The 17,557-nt window shown below is 72.7% G+C and carries 16 protein-coding genes; 5 read left to right on the forward strand and 11 right to left on the reverse strand.

All coding sequences use genetic code 11. The annotated features are described in order from the left end of the window. Window positions 1–193 precede the first annotated feature (193 nt). Window positions 194–1,822: a PucR family transcriptional regulator gene (locus tag ACH4S7_RS27145; protein WP_398523907.1), complete on the forward strand. Its 1,629-nt coding sequence runs from the start codon at window positions 194–196 to the stop codon at window positions 1,820–1,822. 460 nt (window positions 1,823–2,282) lie between these two features. Here the strand turns inward: ACH4S7_RS27145 and ACH4S7_RS27150 are convergent, their stop codons facing one another. The 5 genes from ACH4S7_RS27150 to ACH4S7_RS27170 all read right to left on the reverse strand — a co-directional run bounded on the left by ACH4S7_RS27150 (window position 2,283) and on the right by ACH4S7_RS27170 (window position 7,548). Then, window positions 2,283–3,368: a glycosyltransferase family 4 protein gene (locus tag ACH4S7_RS27150; protein WP_398523908.1), complete on the reverse strand. Its 1,086-nt coding sequence runs from the start codon at window positions 3,366–3,368 to the stop codon at window positions 2,283–2,285. A gap of 134 nt (window positions 3,369–3,502) precedes the next feature. Continuing rightward, complete coding sequence (gene recN / locus ACH4S7_RS27155) at window positions 3,503–5,254, reverse strand: DNA repair protein RecN (RefSeq protein ID WP_398523909.1); 1,752 nt, start codon at window positions 5,252–5,254, stop codon at window positions 3,503–3,505. Between the two features lie 185 nt (window positions 5,255–5,439). Further along, window positions 5,440–6,432 (reverse strand): NAD kinase, encoded by a 993-nt coding sequence (locus ACH4S7_RS27160; RefSeq protein ID WP_398523938.1) that lies wholly within the window; start codon window positions 6,430–6,432, stop codon window positions 5,440–5,442. An 8-nt stretch (window positions 6,433–6,440) separates the two neighbouring features. Further along, window positions 6,441–7,256, reverse strand: coding sequence for a TlyA family RNA methyltransferase (locus ACH4S7_RS27165; protein WP_398523910.1), 816 nt, complete (start codon window positions 7,254–7,256; stop codon window positions 6,441–6,443). Window positions 7,257–7,263: 7 nt separating this feature from the next. Further along, the gene (locus ACH4S7_RS27170; RefSeq protein ID WP_398523939.1) at window positions 7,264–7,548 is read right to left on the reverse strand and encodes a hypothetical protein; all 285 of its coding nucleotides are present in this window, start codon (window positions 7,546–7,548) and stop codon (window positions 7,264–7,266) included. Between the two features lie 249 nt (window positions 7,549–7,797). On the opposite strand from ACH4S7_RS27170, the gene ACH4S7_RS27175 reads away from it, so the two are divergent. Next, window positions 7,798–8,145 (forward strand): SCP2 sterol-binding domain-containing protein, encoded by a 348-nt coding sequence (locus ACH4S7_RS27175; protein ID WP_398523911.1) that lies wholly within the window; start codon window positions 7,798–7,800, stop codon window positions 8,143–8,145. A gap of 126 nt (window positions 8,146–8,271) precedes the next feature. Here the strand turns inward: ACH4S7_RS27175 and ACH4S7_RS27180 are convergent, their stop codons facing one another. The 3 genes from ACH4S7_RS27180 to ACH4S7_RS27190 form a co-directional block, all read right to left on the reverse strand. Continuing rightward, window positions 8,272–9,075: an ABC transporter ATP-binding protein gene (locus ACH4S7_RS27180; RefSeq protein ID WP_398523912.1), complete on the reverse strand. Its 804-nt coding sequence runs from the start codon at window positions 9,073–9,075 to the stop codon at window positions 8,272–8,274. A 131-nt stretch (window positions 9,076–9,206) separates the two neighbouring features. After that, complete coding sequence (locus tag ACH4S7_RS27185) at window positions 9,207–10,280, reverse strand: FecCD family ABC transporter permease (RefSeq protein ID WP_398523940.1); 1,074 nt, start codon at window positions 10,278–10,280, stop codon at window positions 9,207–9,209. Between the two features lie 26 nt (window positions 10,281–10,306). Beyond that, window positions 10,307–11,287, reverse strand: coding sequence for a FecCD family ABC transporter permease (locus ACH4S7_RS27190; RefSeq protein ID WP_398523941.1), 981 nt, complete (start codon window positions 11,285–11,287; stop codon window positions 10,307–10,309). Window positions 11,288–11,425: 138 nt separating this feature from the next. On the opposite strand from ACH4S7_RS27190, the gene ACH4S7_RS27195 reads away from it, so the two are divergent. After that, the gene (locus ACH4S7_RS27195) at window positions 11,426–12,436 is read left to right on the forward strand and encodes an ABC transporter substrate-binding protein (protein ID WP_398523913.1); all 1,011 of its coding nucleotides are present in this window, start codon (window positions 11,426–11,428) and stop codon (window positions 12,434–12,436) included. Beyond that, window positions 12,433–13,242 carry a siderophore-interacting protein gene (locus tag ACH4S7_RS27200; RefSeq protein ID WP_398523914.1) on the forward strand — a complete coding sequence of 270 codons (810 nt, stop codon included), beginning with the start codon at window positions 12,433–12,435 and terminating at the stop codon, window positions 13,240–13,242. Before ACH4S7_RS27195 ends, ACH4S7_RS27200 begins: the two co-directional genes overlap by 4 nt. Window positions 13,243–13,390: 148 nt before the next feature. Here ACH4S7_RS27200 and ACH4S7_RS27205 read toward each other — a convergent pair whose 3' ends face one another. Continuing rightward, window positions 13,391–14,419 (reverse strand): HAD hydrolase-like protein, encoded by a 1,029-nt coding sequence (locus ACH4S7_RS27205; protein ID WP_398523915.1) that lies wholly within the window; start codon window positions 14,417–14,419, stop codon window positions 13,391–13,393. Between the two features lie 69 nt (window positions 14,420–14,488). Here ACH4S7_RS27205 and ACH4S7_RS27210 point away from each other — a divergent pair, with 69 nt between their 5' ends. Beyond that, on the forward strand, window positions 14,489–15,772 hold the full coding sequence (locus tag ACH4S7_RS27210) for a DUF1015 domain-containing protein (RefSeq protein ID WP_398523916.1): 1,284 nt from the start codon (window positions 14,489–14,491) through the stop codon (window positions 15,770–15,772). 45 nt (window positions 15,773–15,817) lie between these two features. Here the strand turns inward: ACH4S7_RS27210 and ACH4S7_RS27215 are convergent, their stop codons facing one another. Further along, a complete protein-coding gene (locus ACH4S7_RS27215; protein ID WP_398523942.1) occupies window positions 15,818–16,729 on the reverse strand; it encodes a tetratricopeptide repeat protein in 912 nt (303 codons plus the stop codon). After that, window positions 16,660–17,557: hypothetical protein (locus ACH4S7_RS27220; protein ID WP_398523943.1), on the reverse strand; the 898-nt coding region annotated here is incomplete at its 5' end. The genes ACH4S7_RS27215 and ACH4S7_RS27220, both read right to left, overlap by 70 nt.

Here is a 17,557-nt window from a genome sequence, read left to right on the forward strand (position 1 = left end):
GGGCCCCACCGGTCGTCATCACGCGGTGGCGATCCCCCCGCCGCCAAGGGCCGCCGCGACCGGGTAGCGTCCGAATGTCCGGCACGTCCGGATGGCCGATCATCCGGTGCCCGGGTCCACCCCCGCCGGGGGGTGGGCCGACGCGGTACGCCGTTCCCGATACGGCCCGGTTGAGACGCGAGGCGACGGTTCAGTGGAGACCCCAGGCGAGCCCCAGGGCGGTATCACCGTGCGCAGGGCGCTCGAACTGCCCGCACTCCGCTCCGGGCTGCCCGAGGTCGTCGCCGGGGCGGACCGCCTCCGGCGCACGGTCCGCTGGGTGCACGCGGGCGAGGTCCCGAACATCGCGTCCCTGCTGAAGGGCGGCGAACTCCTCCTCACCACCGGTCTGGGCCTGGGCACCCGGCCCGCCGAACAGCGCGCCTTCGTCCGGCAGCTCGCCGACCGGGGGATCGCCGCGCTCGTGGTGGAGCTGGGCCCGCGCTTCAGCCGGCTGCCCGCTGCCATCGTCGACACCGCCCGGACGGCCGGGCTGCCCCTGGTCCAACTGCACCGCGAGGTCCCGTTCGTCTCGGTGACCGAAGAGGTCCACACCGAGATCGTCAACGGTCACTACGCCCTGCTGCGAAGGGCCGAGGACGTGCACCGGCGCTGCACGGAGGTGCTGCTCGACGGGGGCGGGGTGCCGGAGGTCCTGCGCATCCTCGCCGACTTCACCGCCAACCCGGTCTTCCTGGAGACCGCCGAAGGACAACTGCTCTACGCGGCGGGCACCGCCGCCGAACCCGCCGCGGCCGACCCCCTCCAGGTGTGGGAGGGGCTGCGCGGCCAGCCGGCCGTACGGGAGTCGCCCCCGGCCGGGACGGTACTGGTGGATCTGCCGGGCGGCGGCCGGGGAGCGGCGTCGGTACGGGCCAGACTGGTGCTGCCGGCCGTCGGCTCCCCGCTGCTCACGGTGCACCGGATGGCGGCGGAACGGGCGGCGGGACTCCTCGCCGTGGTCCTGATGCAGGCCCGCCAGGAAGAGGAACTGGCCGCGCGGGGCAGAGGCGACTTCCTGACCGATCTGGCCGAGGGCCGCGTCAGCGCGAAGGACGCCCCCGCGCAGGCCCGGGTACTGGGCTTCAAACCGGGCGAAGGGCCGATCCTGCCGGTCGTGCTGAGGCTCTCCCCGTCGACGGGGACCTGGACGCCACTGGCCCACGCGCTGCTGGAGGAACTGTCGGCGGTGGGCGTGCCGGTCCTCCTCGGCGTCCGCCCGGTGGAGGGCCGGGTGCCGCTGCTGCTCGGCCTGCGCGCCGAGTCGGAGCGGACGGCCGTCGCGGACCGGGTCGCGGTGGCGCTCCGGGCCGGGGTGGCGCGGACCGGCCTGGACCGTACGGGCGGACCCGGTCCGGTCGTGGTCGTGGGCATGGCGGGCGGCTGGGCGGCGGCCTCGGCCGGACTGCGCCACGCGGCGGAGACCGCGACGGCGGCCCAGGGCCTCACGGACCGTCCCTGGTACGACGCCCGGCGACTGGACACGGAGCTGCTGCTGTGGCGGCTGCGGGACCAGCCTGACCTGGCGGCCTTCGTCGACCGCGCGATCGGCCCCCTGCGGGACCACGACGCGACCTCCCGGCCGCCGCTGCTCCCCACACTGGAGACCTACCTCGCCCACGCGGGCCGCAAGGCGGAGACGGCCCGCGAGCTCCACCTCAACCGCCAGACCCTCTACAACCGGCTGGCCCGCGTCTCCGAACTCCTCGGCACCGACCTGGACGACCCCCAGACGGTGCTGGCCCTGAGCCTGGCCCTACAGGCTCGCCGCCATGTGCCCTGACGGGGGCGGGGGGCAGCGGCTCCCGAGACCGACGGAGAACCGTCCACCGAGCGACCGCCTCCGCCCGAGGCGCCCGTACACCTCAGCCCCCTACGCGTGAGGGTCCGCCCTCAATCGCCGGGCAGGCTGAAATTCAGCTCCCCGGGCCACCGCTGGAAACTGCACCCCGGCAGGCTGAAAATCCAGCCCCTGGGGGTCCCCCCGGACGAAGTCTGGGGGAGATTGAGGCGCAGGGGCCGGGGCAGCGCCCCGCAAAGTCCCGAGACCTACAGGAGCCGGGCAACGGACAAGCAGCTCCGCCCGAGGAAACCTGTACACCTCAAGCCGCTACACGCAAGGGTCCGCCCTCAAACGCCGGGCAGGCTGAAAATCCAGCCCCCTGAACCACCGCTGGAAACTGCACCCCGGCAAGCTGAAATTCAGCCTCGCCGGCGATTGAGGCGCGGGGGCCCGGGGAGAGTCAGGCGCCCGACACCAGCTCGTCGTACACGCTCAGGACCTGCGCGACCGTCTCGTCCTCCGTCTGCCACCGCCCCGCCTGCGCCCGCCCGAGACCGGCCAGCTCCGCCCGCCGCGCCCCGTCCCGCAGCAGCCGCCGCACCGCGTCGGCCAGCGCCTGGGCGTCCCCGTACGGAACCAGCTCCGCCGCCTCCCCGACCAGCTCGGGCACACCGCCGACGGCGGTCGCCACCAGCGGGATGCCCTGGCGGAGGGCCTCCTGCGCGAGGAGGGAGCGGGCCTCCCAGCGGCTCGGGAGGACGGCGATGTCCGCAGCCGAGAGGAGTTCGGCGATGTCCTCGCGGCGGCCGACCAGCCGCACCGGCAGGTCCTCCGCCTCGATCCGCCGTCGCAGGGCGGCCCGGTCCGGCCCCTCCCCCGCGATCATCACCAGGGGCGCCGGATCCAGTTCCCGCCACCGCCGGGCGGCGTCCAGCAGTGTCCCGTACCCCCGGTCCGGCACCAGGCTGCCGATGGCCATGACCAATGGACGGCCCACCACGCCCAATTCGGCCCGGGTCTTGCCCACGGCGGTGTCCGGGACCGGCCGGACCCGAGGCGCCGGCACCACGGCCGGTGCCAGCCGGGCGTCGCGCGCGCCGTAAGCGCGGGCCCGGTCCACCAGTTCGGAGCAGGTGCCGAGCACGACGGCCGCCGCCCGCACGGCCCTGCGTTCCAGGAGTCTCGACAGCCGCCCCCGCGCGCCGTCGGCATGGGCCCGGGTGTGCCAGGTGACCACCAGCGGTTTCCGCAGTCCGCTGAGCGCGAGCGCGGTCCGGGCGGCGGCGTGCAGTCCATGGGCGTGCACCAGGTCGGCACCCGCACAGGCCGCACGCAACGCGCCGACGGTGGCCGGGTCGCTGCGGCGGGGTACGGGAGTGAAGTGGGCCCCGGCGCCGGGGAAGTCGTAGCCGTGCTCCAGCGATGCCGGGGCGCAGACGGTCACCCGCACCCCTCGGGCCACCAGCCCCGCGGCCAGCGATCTGACGTGCGCGCTGCTCCCCGCGCTACCGCCGCCCAGCACTTGGACCGTCCGAAGCTGTGTCACCCGTCAAGGATGCCAGTCCGTACGCACGTTCCGGCACCGGCTCCGCAGGCGAACCGGTCCTGCGCCACCCGGGTATCACCCACATGGGGGATCGAACCCCCCGGCCACCTCCCGGGGCCGGGCCGCCCGTCTCCCTAGCCGTCCCCCCGCGCCGCCGCCAGCAGCTCTTCCGCGTGGGCCCGCGCGGTCTCCGAGTCCTCCTGGCCCGCGAGCATCCGCGAGAGTTCGCGCACCCGGTCCTCGCCCTCCAGGACCGTGACCCCGCTCCGGGTCACCGAGCCGTCGCTCGTCTTCTCCACCAGGAGCTGGCGGTCCGCGAACGCCGCCACCTGCGGCAGATGGGTCACCACGATCACCTGTGCCGTCCGGGCGAGCTTCGCCAGGCGGCGACCGATCTCGACCGCCGCCTTGCCGCCCACGCCCGCGTCGACCTCGTCGAAGAGATAGGTCGGTACGGGGTCGGTGCCCGCGAAGACGACCTCCACCGCGAGCATCACCCGCGACAGCTCGCCTCCGGAGGCTCCCTTGGCGATCGGCCGCGGCGGCGCCCCCGGATGCGGCGCGAGCAGTAGTTCGACCTCGTCCACGCCGTGCGGCCCGTAGGCGACCGTACGGCCGCCCACCTCGACGCCCTCGGGGTCCTCGGTCTGCCGGACCGCGAACGACACCCGGGCGTGCGGCATCGCGAGCGAGGCCAGCTCCGCGGTGACGGCCTCGGCGAACCGGGCGGCGGCCTCGGTCCGGGCGTCGGTCAACGCCTGTGCCACGGCGGACAGTTCGCCGCGCAGCGCGTCCCGCTCCGCCACCAGCTCGCCGATGCGGTCGTCGTCGCCCTCCAGCTCACCGAGCCGGGCCGCGCTCTCCTCCGCCCAGGCGAGGACGGCGGCGATGCCGTCGCCCGGATCCGCGTACTTGCGCACCAGGCCGGTCAGGGCGGCGCGCCGCTCCTCGACCGCGGCCAGCCGCAGCGGGTCGACATCCAGATCGTCCGCGTAACCGGCGAGTTCCCCGGCGACATCGCCGAGCAGAATGGAGATCTCACCCATCCGGTCGGCGAGCGCGGCGAGGGCCGCGTCATGGGAACGTACGGCCTCCAGCGCCCGCCCCGCGCCGGCCACCAGCGTCGTCGCGTCGACACCCTCCGGGTCCTCGGGGCTGCCGGTGAGCGCCATATGCGCGATCGAAGCGGCGGAGCCGAGCGCCTCCGCGTGGCCGAGGCGCTCCGCCTCGGCGGCCAGCTCGACGTCCTCACCGGCCCGGGGCTCGACACCACCGATCTCGGTCAGCCCGAACCGCAGCAGATCCGCCTCCTGGGCGCGCTCGCGGGCACGGGTGGTCAGCTCGTCCAGTTCGGCGGAGACGGCCCGCAACCGGCGGTAGGCGGCGGTGTAGGCGGCGCCGGGGCCGGTGACCGCGCCGCCCGCGTACCGGTCGAGCGCCTCGCGCTGCCGGGACGGGCGCAGCAGGCCCTGCTGGTCGGTCTGGCCGTGGACGGCGACCATGTCGTCGGCCAGTTCGGCGAGCAGGCCGACCGGCACGGACCGGCCGCCGAGGTGCGCCCGGGAGCGTCCCTCCGCCGACACGGTCCTGCTGATCAGCAGCGCGCCGTCCTCAAGTTCGGCACCGGCCTCCTCGGCCCGTACGGCGACCGCCCCTCCGGCCGGTACGCCGATCCGACCCTCCACCACCGCGGCTCTCGCACCGATCCGCACCAGCGCCGGATCGGCCCGCCCGCCGAGCAGCAGCCCCAGGCTGGTGACGACCATGGTCTTGCCGGCGCCCGTCTCTCCGGTCACCGCGGTGAAACCGGGGGACAGCTCGACGACAGCGTCGTCGATGACCCCGAGCGACCGTATCCTCATCTCCTCCAACACGGACACGACCATACGAGGTTTCACCGGCGGGGTGCGACGCCGACCCCGTCCGCCGGTGGGTCGACCGCCCCGGGTGGTCAGGCCGGACCTCCCGGACAGCACGTCGCGCGCTCCCGGCGGGGGTCCAGCGGTGGATCACCCGAACTGATGATCGTCTCGTGGGGACGGCGCCCTGTCGTGACGGCGCCGTCCCGCGCTCACTCGGCGGACGGCGCTCCCCGCCAGCCCGAGATCGGCAGCGCGAACTTCGCCACCAGCCGGTCCGTGAACGAGGCGTGGTGCAGCCGCGCCAGCCGCACCGGCACCGCCCCCCGGCGCACTTCGACGCGGGCCCCCGGCGGCAGTTCGACGGTCCTGCGGCCGTCGCACCAGAGCACTCCGTGCGGGGTGTGCGGCTGCACCTCCACCGCGAGCACCGAGGTCGGCGAGGTGACCAGCGGTTTGGCGAACAGCGCATGGGCGCTGATCGGCACCATCAGCAGGGCCTCCACCTCCGGCCAGACCACCGGACCGCCCGCCGAGAAGGCGTACGCGGTCGAACCGGTGGGCGTGGCGCAGACGATGCCGTCGCAGCCGAAGGCGGTGACCGGGCGGCCGTCGATCTCCAGGACCGCTTCGAGCATCCGGTCGGGCGACACCTTCTGTATGGCGGCCTCGTTGAGCGCCCAGTCGCGGTGCACGACGTCGCCGTTGCTGCGGACGACGACATCGATGGTCATCCGCTCCTCGACCTCGTACTGCCGGGTGACGACGCGGTCGACGACCTGGTCGAGGTCGTCGCGCTCGGCCTCGGCGAGGAATCCGACGCGCCCCAGGTTGACGCCGAGCATCGGCACCCCGGAGGCGCGGGCGAACTCCGCGCCCCGCAGCAGCGTCCCGTCGCCGCCGAGCACGATCAGCAGTTCACAGCCGTCGAGCGCACCGGGGGTGGCCTCGGGAGCGGTCTCGACGGACGCGGGCAGCGGCAGATCGGCGGCCTCGGCCTCCAGGACCCGGACGCGCAGGCCGCAGCGGAGCAGCCCCTGGACGACGAGTTCGGCGCTGCGGATGGCGGCCGGCCGGCCGGTGTGCGCGAGCAGGAAGACCGTCCGTACGGCTGCCGTCTCCGGCGTCTCCGGCGTCTCTGACTGCTCTGACTGCTCCGGCTGCTCCGGCTGCTCCGGCTGCTCCGGCTGCTCCGGTCTGGTCAACGGTGTGGTCAACGAGGTCCCTCCGCCACTGCGCGATCGACATCCGCCACATCCAGCTCGGGCGCACCGGCCCGGAGCCAGAGGAAGTACTCGACGTTCCCGGAGGGGCCGGGCAGCGGGCTGGCGGTGACGCCCAGCACACCCAGACCGAGCTCCGCGGCCTGACCGGCCACGGTTCGTACCGCCTCCTTGCGCAGCTCGGGGCTGCGCACGACGCCCCCGCTGCCGAGCCGTTCCCTGCCCACCTCGAACTGCGGTTTCACCATCAGCACCAGATCGGCGCCCGGGGCCGTGCACCGGACGAGCGCGGGCAGGACGATGCCCAGCGGGATGAAGGAGAGGTCCCCCACCACCAGGTCGACCGGCTCGCCGCCGAGCAGCTCCGTCGTCAGCTCGCGGACGTTGGTGCGGTCCTTGACGGTCACCCGGTCGTCGCTCTGGAGGGACCAGGCGAGCTGTCCGTAGCCGACGTCGACGGCCACCACATGGGCGATCCCGGCCCGCAGCAGCACATCGGTGAAGCCGCCGGTCGACGCTCCGGCGTCCAGCGCCCGGCGTCCCTCGACGGTGAGCCCGAGCGGGGTGAAGGCCGCCAGCGCCCCGGCGAGTTTATGACCACCGCGGGATACGTAGTCGGGGTCGTCGGCATCGGACACGACGACGATGGCGGCGCTCGTCTCGACCTGGGTGGCGGTCTTCGTCGCGACGTTGCCGCCGACGGTCACCCGCCCCGCGGCGATCAGTGTGCTCGCGTGCTCGCGTGAGCGCGCGAGGCTGCGACGTACCAGCTCGGCGTCGAGGCGACGGCGGGCGACTCCTGCCACGTTCGGTTCAGCTCCTGTGGTTGTACGAGGGCCCGGGGGGTACGGGGGCGGGCGAGGGCCCCGGGCGGGCGTCGAGCGCGGTCAGCGCGGAGCGCAGCCCCTGGTGTACATCCTCGTACACGCGCAGGTGTCCGTCCGCCGGGAGGTGGTCGGCGTCGGCGAGGCGTTCCAGCAGGTCGTCCACCCCGGGGTCGCCGGTGGGCGCGCGCGGCACCCCGAGCGGAGTGGGGGCGGCGGGCTCGTACGACGGCGCCGGGTCCTCCAGTCCCTGCGGCTCATCGGCGGCGGGCACGTCCCCCGAGCCGTCGCCGCGCACCTCACCGGCTTCGGCTCCGGCTTCGGCTCCGGCTTCGGCTTCGGCTTCGGCTTCGGCTTCGGCTTCGGCTTCGGCTTCGGCTTCGGTCAAAGCGCCGGCCGAAGCGCCGGCCGGGTCAAGCACATCGGGCAGATCGGGCACATCGGACGCGAGGCTCTCCGGTCCCGGCATCGAGTCGCTCATGCCCTGACGCTACCGCGAAGCCCTGCGGTACGGTCGATCACGATGGCAACAACGGACGAGTGCCGCGGCGCGCTCAAGAAGCTCTCGGACAACCTCAGCCGAGCCGACGGCGACGTGCGCGGCGCAGTGGCCCTCGACCGGTCGCTGAGCTGCCACATCAGGGATCTCGACATCACCTTCACGGGCCGTCTCAAGGACGGTCGCATCGAGGTCGCCGACACGCTGGAGGGTCCCCCGCGCGGCAAGGCGCAGATCCGTCTCGCGATGACCGGCGACGATCTGGTGGCACTGGTCAACGGCGAGTTGAACTTCGCGAAGGCGTGGGCGTCGGGGCGGGTCGGCCTGGAGGCGGGCTTCCGCGATCTGCTACGACTGCGCACCCTGCTCTGACTGCCCTGCTCTGACCCACTGCCCGCTGGCTCTCTCCGACCCGCTGCCCCTGCTCCGACCCTCCGGACCTTCGCTGCGGCTCGCGGTTCACGGCCGGGCTGCCGTGAACCCCCCGGCGGGCGGCCCTCAGAGCGCCTTCGTGACGGCCCGTCGGCGTGCCACCGGCACCACCAGCGGCGTACCGGACTCCGGATCGTCGATGACCTGGCTCTTCACCCCGAAGACCCGCTCCACCAGATCGACCGTGACCACATCCGCCGGCGCTCCCTCGGCCACGACCTTGCCCTCGTGCAGGGCGATGAGGTGGGTGGCGTACCTGGCCGCCTGGTTGAGGTCGTGCAGGACGGCGACGAGGGTGCGCCCCTGCGTCTCGTGCAGCTCGGCGCAGAGGTCGAGCACTTCCAGTTGGTGCTGGATGTCGAGGAAGGTCGTGGGCTCGTCCAACAGCAGCAGCGGCGTCTGCTGCGCCAGCGCCATGGCGATCCAGACCCGCTGGCGCTGACCTCCGGAGAGTTCGTCCACATAGCGCTCCGACAGCTCACCGACACCGGTGGCGTCCATCGACTCCCGCACGATGCGCTCGTCGTCGGGCGACCACTGCCGCAGCAGCCCCTGGTGGGGGTAGCGGCCACGGGCGACAAGGTCGGCGACGGTGATCCCGTCGGGCGCGATGGACGACTGCGGCAGGAGCCCCAGCGTCCGGGCGACCTTCTTCGCCGGCATGGAGTGGATGACCTGGCCGTCCAGCAGGACCCGGCCATCGGAGGGCTTGAGCATCCGGGAGAGGGCACGCAGCAGGGTGGACTTGCCGCAGGCGTTGGGGCCGACGATCACGGTGAAGGAGTTGTCGGGTATCTCCACCGACAGGTCTTCGGCGATGATCCGCTGGTCATAGCCGAGGGTGACCGATTCCGCGGTGAGGCGCTGCATGGTGGTGGTACTCCTGGATCGATGGGGACGGCGGGCGCGGCTGGGGGGCAGGGCGCGGCTGGAACGACGGCGGGCGCGGCGGTGTTGTCGGGGCGATGGGTGGCCGGCGCGTGGGACGGTCCGGGCCGTGGTCACACCCGCCCCGCTCTGCGTTCGGTGACCAGCAGCCACAACAGATAGCACCCGCCGAGCACGGCTGTCACCACGCCGACGGGTAGCTGACGGTCGCCGAGCAGCGAGGCGGCCGCCCAGTCCGCGACGAGCAGCAGGGCCGCCCCCATGGCGGCGGTGGCCGCGATGTTGGGTCCCGGCGCGCGGGTGAGCCGGCGGGCGAGCTGGGGCGCGCTGAGGGCGACGAAGGCGATGGGTCCGGCCGCCGCGGTGGCCGCGGCCATGAGCAGGACGCCCGAGCCCATCAGGACGAGACGGGTGCGTTCGACCCGTACCCCCAGCGCGTGGGCGGCGTCGTCGCCCATCTCCAGGACCCGCAGGGGCCGCGCCTGGGCGAGCACGACCGGGAAGAGGACGACGAAGGTGACGAGCAGCGGCCAGACCTGGGTCCAGTCCCGCCCGTCGAGCGAACCGGTCATCCACACCGTCGCGCGGGCCGCGTCGACCAGGTTGGCCTTGGTGAGCAGATAGTGGTTGACGGCGGTGAGGACGGCGGCGACACCGATGCCGACGAGGACCAGCCGGTAGCCGTGCACCCCGCGCTTCCAGGCCAGCAGATAGACCACGACGCCGGTCACGAGACCGCCGACGACCGCGCCGCCCGCGACGGCGAGCGCCCCGCCCTGGAAGAGGACGATCGAGGTGAGCGCGCCGACGGTCGCGCCCTGTCCGAAGCCGATCACGTCCGGGCTGCCGAGGGGGTTGCGGGAGATCGACTGGAAGACGGCGCCGCTGACGGCGAGCGAGGCACCGACGAGCAGCCCGACGATGGCGCGCGGCAGCCGCAGGTCCCGGACGATGAACTCGTGCGCGGCGGTGCCGTTCCCGAGGAGGGTGGCGACGACGTCACCGGGGGCGATCGGGAAATCGCCGCTGCCGATCAGCACGACGCCGGCACCGACGGCCACGGCGACGAGCACCAGGACGACGAGGGCCGCCCGGGGGTCGATCCGTACGGAGAGCCCTCCGGGGGTACGGATCGCCCGGACGTTCTTCGTGGTGCCGGCGCCCGACGCGACACGGATGTCCTTGATGGCGGTCCGACCGCTGTTGCCGGCGCTCACAGTTGGGCCATCTTCTTTCGTCGTACGAGGTGGATGAAGACGGGTCCGCCGATCAGCGCGGTCACGATGCCGACCTGGAGTTCGGCCGGCCGGCTGACCATCCGGCCCACGACGTCGGCGGCCAGCAGCAGTACCGGCGCGAGGACCATGGCGTACGGCAGGACCCACCGCATGTCGGGACCGGTGATGGCGCGGACGAGATGCGGGATCATCAGCCCGACGAAGATGATCGGCCCGCAGGCGGCGGTCGCGGCCCCGCAGAGCAGGGTCACACAGAGCATGGAGAGCGCGCGGGTGCGGTTGAGGTGCGCGCCGAGGGAGCGGGCGGCGTCGTCGCCCAGCTCCATGGCGTTCAGCGGGCGGGCCAGCGCCAGGGCGAGCAGCACACCGACTCCGATGAACGGCGCGACCTTCCCGATCGTCGCCATGTCGGCGGAGGCCAGCGAGCCCACGGTCCAGAAGCGGAGCCGGTCGAGCGCGGCCGAATCGAGGAGTTGTACGGCGTTGACATAGCCGTAGAGCACGGCGGTGATGGCGGTCCCGGCGAGCGCGAGCCGCACGGGGGTGGCGCTGCGGCTGCCGCCGAGGACATAGACGAGGACGGAGACGACGGCGGCACCGAGGAACGCGAACCAGACGTAGCCGGTGATCGAGGTGACCCCGAGGAAGCTGATCGCGGTGACGACCGCGGCGGAGGCTCCGGCGTTCACCCCGAGCAGTCCCGGTTCCGCGAGCGGGTTACGGGTCAGTGCCTGCATCACCGCCCCGGCGAGCCCGAGCGCCGCGCCCGCGATCAGCCCGAGCAGGGTCCTCGGCAGCCGTACGTCGCGGACGATCACGTCGTTGCCGACGCCCTCGTCGGCGACGAGGCCGTGCCACACATCGGCGAGCGGAATCGGTTTGGCGCCGATGGCGATACTGGCCACGCAGACCAGCGCCAGAACGCCGATGGAGACCAGCAGCCCGATGGCGCGCAGCGCGGGACGGCTCCGGGTTCTGGGCGGCAGGGACTCGGAAAGCGGCGCCGCGCTCTGGGGGGGACTGTCGACCAACACGGGGTTAGGTTAGCCTACCCTCCCTTGCCTTTCGTGGCGCACTCAACCGGAAGAACCACCATGAACACCCCTGACCTCTCCCGCCGCCGTCTGCTCACCGTCACCGGAGCCCTCGGTCTCGGCGCCCTCCTCACGGCCTGCGGCGACGGCAAGGACGCCAAGGCCACGAAGGACGGCGGGAGCTGGAGCTTCACGGACGACCGGGGCAAGGTGATCACCACCGACGGCCGGCCGAAGAACATCGTCGCCTTCATCAGCACCGCCGCTGCCCTCTACGACTACGGCATCGACTGCACCGGAGTCTTCGGCCCCAGCGAGCCGGTGAACGGCAAGCCCAATCCGCAGGCGGGCCGGCTCGACGTCACCAAGCTCACCAGCGTCGGAAAGGCGTGGGGCGAGTTCAGCATCGAGAAGTACGCGAGCCTCCAGCCCGATCTGCTGATCAGCAACATGTTCCCGCCGCCCGCCCTCTGGTTCGTCCCCGAGGAGAGCAGCGAGAAGATCGAGGCCCTCGCGCCCACCCTCGGTATCGCGGGAGCCAACAAGTCCCTCCTGGAACCGCTGAAGCGCTACGCCGAACTCGCCGAGGCCCTCGGCGCCGACCTCAAGGCCGCCCAGGTCACCGCCGCGAAGGCCCGCTTCGACAAGGCGGAGGCCACCCTGCGCAAGGCCGCCGCCGCCAACCGCGGCCTCAAGGTCCTCGCCATGAGCGGCGATGCCCAGCAGATGTATGCCGCCGTCCCCGACTCGTACTGCGATCTGAACTATTTCAAGAACCTCGGCATCGAGTTCGTCGAGGGCAAGAAGGTCGACAAGTGGGGCTTCTGGGAGTTCCTCAGCTGGGAGAACGCGGACAAGTACCACGCCGACCTGATCATGGTCGACAACCGCTCCAGCGCCCTGCCCACCAGCGCGCTCGCGAAGAAGCCGACCTGGGCCCGGCTCCCCGCCGTCAAGGCCGGGCAGATCACCCCGTGGGCCATGGAGGAGCGCTACAGCTACCTCGGTTTCGCCCCCGTCCTGGAGCGGCTCGCCGCCGCCGTCACCACGTCGAAGAGGCTCACCGCATGACCGACGCGCCCTACCAGTTCTTCTCCGTCCAGGTGCTCCGCACCGAACACCTCACCCCGTCGATGGTCCGGATCGCCTTCGGCGGCGACGAGGTGGCCCGGATGGCCACCGCCGGCCGTGACCAGCGGATCAAACTCTTCCTGCCGCACCCGGGCCAGTCGGAACCGGTCATGCCGGACACCGGACAGGACGACTGGTACGAGGCATGGCGCGCGCTCGACCCGAACGTCCGGGGCATCATGCGCACCTACACCATCCGCGAACTGCGCCGTGAACCCGCCGAGCTGATCGTGGACTTCGCGGTCCACGGCGACGCCGGCCCCGCCTCCCGCTGGGTGCGGCACACGGAGCCGGGCGACCGCATCGGGGTCCTCGCCCCGATCGGGGAGGAGAACGCCGGATACGACTACCGGCCGCCGGACGACACCGACTGGGTCCTGCTCACCGGCGACGAATCCGCGCTCCCGGCCGTCGCGGGCATCCTCGAAACGCTGCCACCGTCCCTGCCCGTCCGGGTCTGGATGGAGCTCCACGACCCGGCGGACCGCCAGTCCCTGCCCACCGCGGCCGCCGCCGAGATCGTCTGGCTGACCGGCGCCGGGGCGACGACGGACGCGATCCGCGCGGCGGAACTGCCATCGGGAGCCCCGTACGCCTGGATCGCCGGCGAGTCCGCGACCGTGAAGGCGGTCCGCCGCCACCTCGTCGGCGAACGCGGCTTCGACCGGAAGCGGGTGAAGTTCACCGGCTACTGGCGCAAGGGGGCGTCGGAGGACGAACTCCTCGCCAAGGACGAGGACGCGTAGGCCGTTTCTCAGGGGTTCCTCGCGGCCCCCGGCGGGCGGCTCGACGCCGCCCGCCCGGACCGCCGTCGAACCGCCGCGCGCCGGGAAGGCCCCGGGTCACAGACCTCGGAAAGGTCCCCGGGTCACAAACCCTGGGAAGGCCCCCGGGTCACAGACCCAACCGGGACAGCGCCTTCCCGGCGTCCAGCGCACAGACTCCGTCCCCCGCATGGGTCCAGGCGGCCGCGCAGAGCGCCCGCAGCCCGTCCATCGCCGACCCCGCCCCGTCCAGGGCCGGTTCACCGTCCCGGACGGAGGCGGTCCACCCACCGCAGACGAACGCCTCGCCCACCGGAGTCACTTCGGGCTGACCGGTCAGCATTCCGCGCAGATCCGCGTCCACATAGGTCGGCCGGTGCTCCGGCGCCGCCGCCAGCAGCCGCGCCCCGTCGGTCACGCCGGTCAGCACCAGCAGCGAGTCGACACCACCGTTGAACGCGCCCTCGATATCGGTGTCCAGCCGGTCACCCACCACCAACGGCCGCACCGCGCCGGTCCGCAGAATCGTCTCCCGATGCATCGGCGGCAGCGGCTTCCCCGCCACCCGCGGCTCCGCACCCGTCGCGATCCGTACGACCTCCACGGCCGCGCCGTTGCCCGGCGCGATCCCCCGCGCGCCCGGGATCGTCAGATCGGTGTTGGACGCGAACCAGGGCACACCGCGCTCGATCGCGTAACACGCCTCCGCGAACCGCCCCCACGCCAGATCCGGACCCCCGTACCCCTGCACCACGGCGGCCGGGTCGTCGTCCGCCGACTCCACCGGCACGAGCCCCCGCTCCCGCAGCGCGACCCGCAGCCCCTCCCCGCCGATCACCAACACCCGGGAGCCGGCCGGCACCTGCTCGGAGATCAGCCGGGCGACGGCCTGGGCGGAGTTGATGACCTCCGCGGCCTCCGTCGGAACCCCCAGCTCGGTCAGGTGCGCCGCCACCGCGTCCGGCGGCCGGAGCGCGTTGTTCGTCACATACGCCAGCCGCATCCCACCGTCCCGCGCCGTCAGCAGCGAATCCACGGCGTACTCGATCGCCTCACCGCCCGCGTACACCACACCGTCCAGGTCCAGCAGCGCGGTGTCGTACGCGGCGCTCAGCGCCGTCGCGCTCCCGCTCGGCCGGGTCCTGCTCAGCTGGCTCATGCCTCTGCTCCTCGATCGGTGTCGTTCCCCCGATCATCGCTCATCGACCGCCCCACATACGATGCGTGGATGAACAGCGACGGTACGACGGCCAATGACGGTCTGCGACTGATCCCCTTCCGCGGACTGCGCTACGTCCCCGAACGGATCGGCTCCCTCGCCGCCGTGACCTCACCTCCGTATGACGTCGTTGTCCGGCCCGACGGGTTGCAGCACCTCGAATCGGCCGACCCGTACAACATCGTCCGACTGATCCTCCCGCAGGCCACCACGCCCGACGCGCGCCACCGCCAGGCCGCCGACACCCTCTCCCGCTGGCTCGGTGAAGGCGTACTGGCGGCGGACCCGACACCCGCGCTCTATGTGTACGAGCAGCGGCAGGGGGACATCCTCCAGCGCGGCGTCATCGGTGCGCTCGCCCTGTCCGAACCGTCCGAGGGGGTCGTCCTGCCGCACGAGGACGTGATGCCGGACATCGTGGCGGACCGCGCGGCCCTCATGCGCACCACCGACGCCAATCTGGAGCCGCTGCTGTTCACCTACCGCAGCATGGGCGACGCGACGACCGGGGCGACCGCCGTCATCGAACGGACCGTACTGCGCGCGCCACTCCTGGCCACCACGACGGAGGACGGCTTCAGCCATCGCCTGTGGTCCATCACCGACCCGGGCGACCTGACCGAGGTCCAGACCGACCTCGGCGACCGGCAGGCCCTCATCGCCGATGGCCACCACCGCTGGGCGACCTATCTGCGCCTGCGCGCCGAGCACTCCGGGCCCGGCCCCTGGGACCACGGGCTGGTGCTGCTGGTCGACACGGCCCGCTACCCGCTGCGCGTCCGGGCCATCCACCGGCTGCTCCACCGGCTGCCGGTCGCCGACGCCCTGGCTGGCCTGGGCGGTTCCTTCCGCGTCCGCCGGCTCGACCTCCCGCTCCCCCGCGCCATGGCGGAGCTGGCCGGCGCCGCCACCGAGGGCAACGCCTTCCTCCTCGCCGGCGACGGCGCCTTCCATCTGCTCGACCGCCCCGACCCGGCACTTCTGTCCCGTACGGTCCCCACGGACCGCCCCGACGCCTGGCGCACCCTGGACGCGACGGTCCTGCACTCCACACTGCTGGACCACGTCTGGCGCGTTCCGGACGCCCCGGAACACATCGCGTACATCCACGACACGGAGGCGGCCGTCACCAAGGCCGAACGCGACGGCGGTACGGCGGTACTGATGCACCCGGTGCGGGAGGAAGTCGTCCGGGACCTGGCGCGCAAGGGCGTCACGATGCCCCGCAAGTCCACCTCGTTCGGCCCGAAGCCGGCGACGGGCCTGGTCCTGCGCAGCCTGAAGCTCAACTAAAAAAAGGGGGGCGACCGATTACGGTCACCCCCCTTCTCTCACTCGCTACTCGTCCTTCTCGCCCCGCGCGTCCTGAGCACCCTCGTCCTCGGCACCCTGGTCGTCACCGGACTCGTCGTCGTCCAGCTCCTCGTCGTCGTCCAGCTCCTCGTCGTCGCCGGACTCGTCCGCAACGCCGGCATCCTGGACGTCATCGCCCTCGACGCCCTCGACAGCGTCCTCGTCCTCGACACCCTCGTCGTCGCCGGACTCGTCATCGTCCAGTTCCTCGTCGATGGCGTCGACGAACTCCACACCATCCAGCTCGGCCAGCCGGTCCGAGGCGTCGGTGGCCCCGTCCTTGTCGGCCTCCAGCGCCTTGGCGAACCACTCACGCGCTTCGTCGGACCGCTCGGCGGCGAGCAGGGCGTCGGCATACGCGTACCGCAGTCGCGCGGACCACGGCTGTACGGTGCTGGCGGCCAGCTCAGGGCTCTGCAGCGTCACGATGGCGGCATCGATCTGCCCCATGTCCCGTCGGGCCCCGGCCGCGACCAGGCGCATCTCCACCTGTCCGGCCTTGTCCAGCTTCTGCACCTCGGCCTCGCCGGCCATGGCCATCGCCCGCTCGGGCCGACCGAGTCCGCGCTCGCAGTCCGCCATGACGGGCCACAGCTCCACACCACCGGTCATCCGACGCGCGGCACGGAACTCGGCCAGCGCCTCGGCGTACCGCTGTGTGGCGTACGCGGCGAATCCGGCGGCTTCCCGCACCGCGGCGACCCTGGAGGCGAGCCGCAGGGCGATCTTGGAGTAGCCGTAAGCCAGCTCGGGGTCCTCGTCGATCATCTTGGCGACCATGACGAGGTTCTTGGCGACCTCTTCGGCGAGACCCTTGGGCAGGCTCTTCAGCTCCTGCTGCACATCGCCGTCGATCTCGTCACCGGTGACGTCCTCGGGGATCGGCAGCCGCTTGATCGGCTCACGGTCCGGCCGGTCACGGTCGTCGCTCCGACCGTAGCCACCGCCACCGCCGGGCCGTCCACCACGGTCGTCGCGGCGGAATCCACCGGACCGGTCGTCGCGACGGTCATCACGACGCGGCGCGGACCCACGGTCGTCACGACGGTCGTCGCGACGCGGGGCGGATCCACGGTCGTCGCGGCGGCCGTAGCCACCGCCACTGCTGCTACCACCGCTGGCCGGACGACCACCACGATCATCACGCGGCCCACGGAACCCACCACGGTCGTCATCACGACGGAACGCCGGACGACCACCACGGTCATCATCCCGACGCGGCGCCGGACGCTCATCACGACGGAACCCACCGGGACGCTCATCACGACGGTCATCACGCCGGTCATCACGACGCGGCGCGGACCCACGATCGTCACGACGGTCGTCACTGCGGAATGCCGGACGGTCGTCACGGCGGTCGTCACGGCGGAAGCCGCCAGGCCGGTCATCGCGACGGTCATCGCGACGCGGGGCGGACCCGCGGTCGTCACGGCGGCCGTAGCCACCGCCACTGCTGCTACCACCGCTGGCCGGACGACCACCACGATCATCACGCGGGCCGCGATATCCACCACGGTCATCATCCCGACGCGGCGCCGGACGCTCATCACGACGGAACCCACCAGGACGCTCATCACGACGGTCATCACGACGCGGCGCGGACCCACGATCGTCACGCGGGCCGCGGTATCCACCACGGTCGTCATCACGACGGAACGCCGGACGACCACCACGGTCATCATCCCGACGCGGCGCCGGACGCTCATCACGACGGAACCCACCGGG

Source organism: Streptomyces sp. NPDC020965, from assembly GCF_044333555.1.
In the GTDB taxonomy this organism is placed as follows: domain Bacteria; phylum Actinomycetota; class Actinomycetes; order Streptomycetales; family Streptomycetaceae; genus Streptomyces.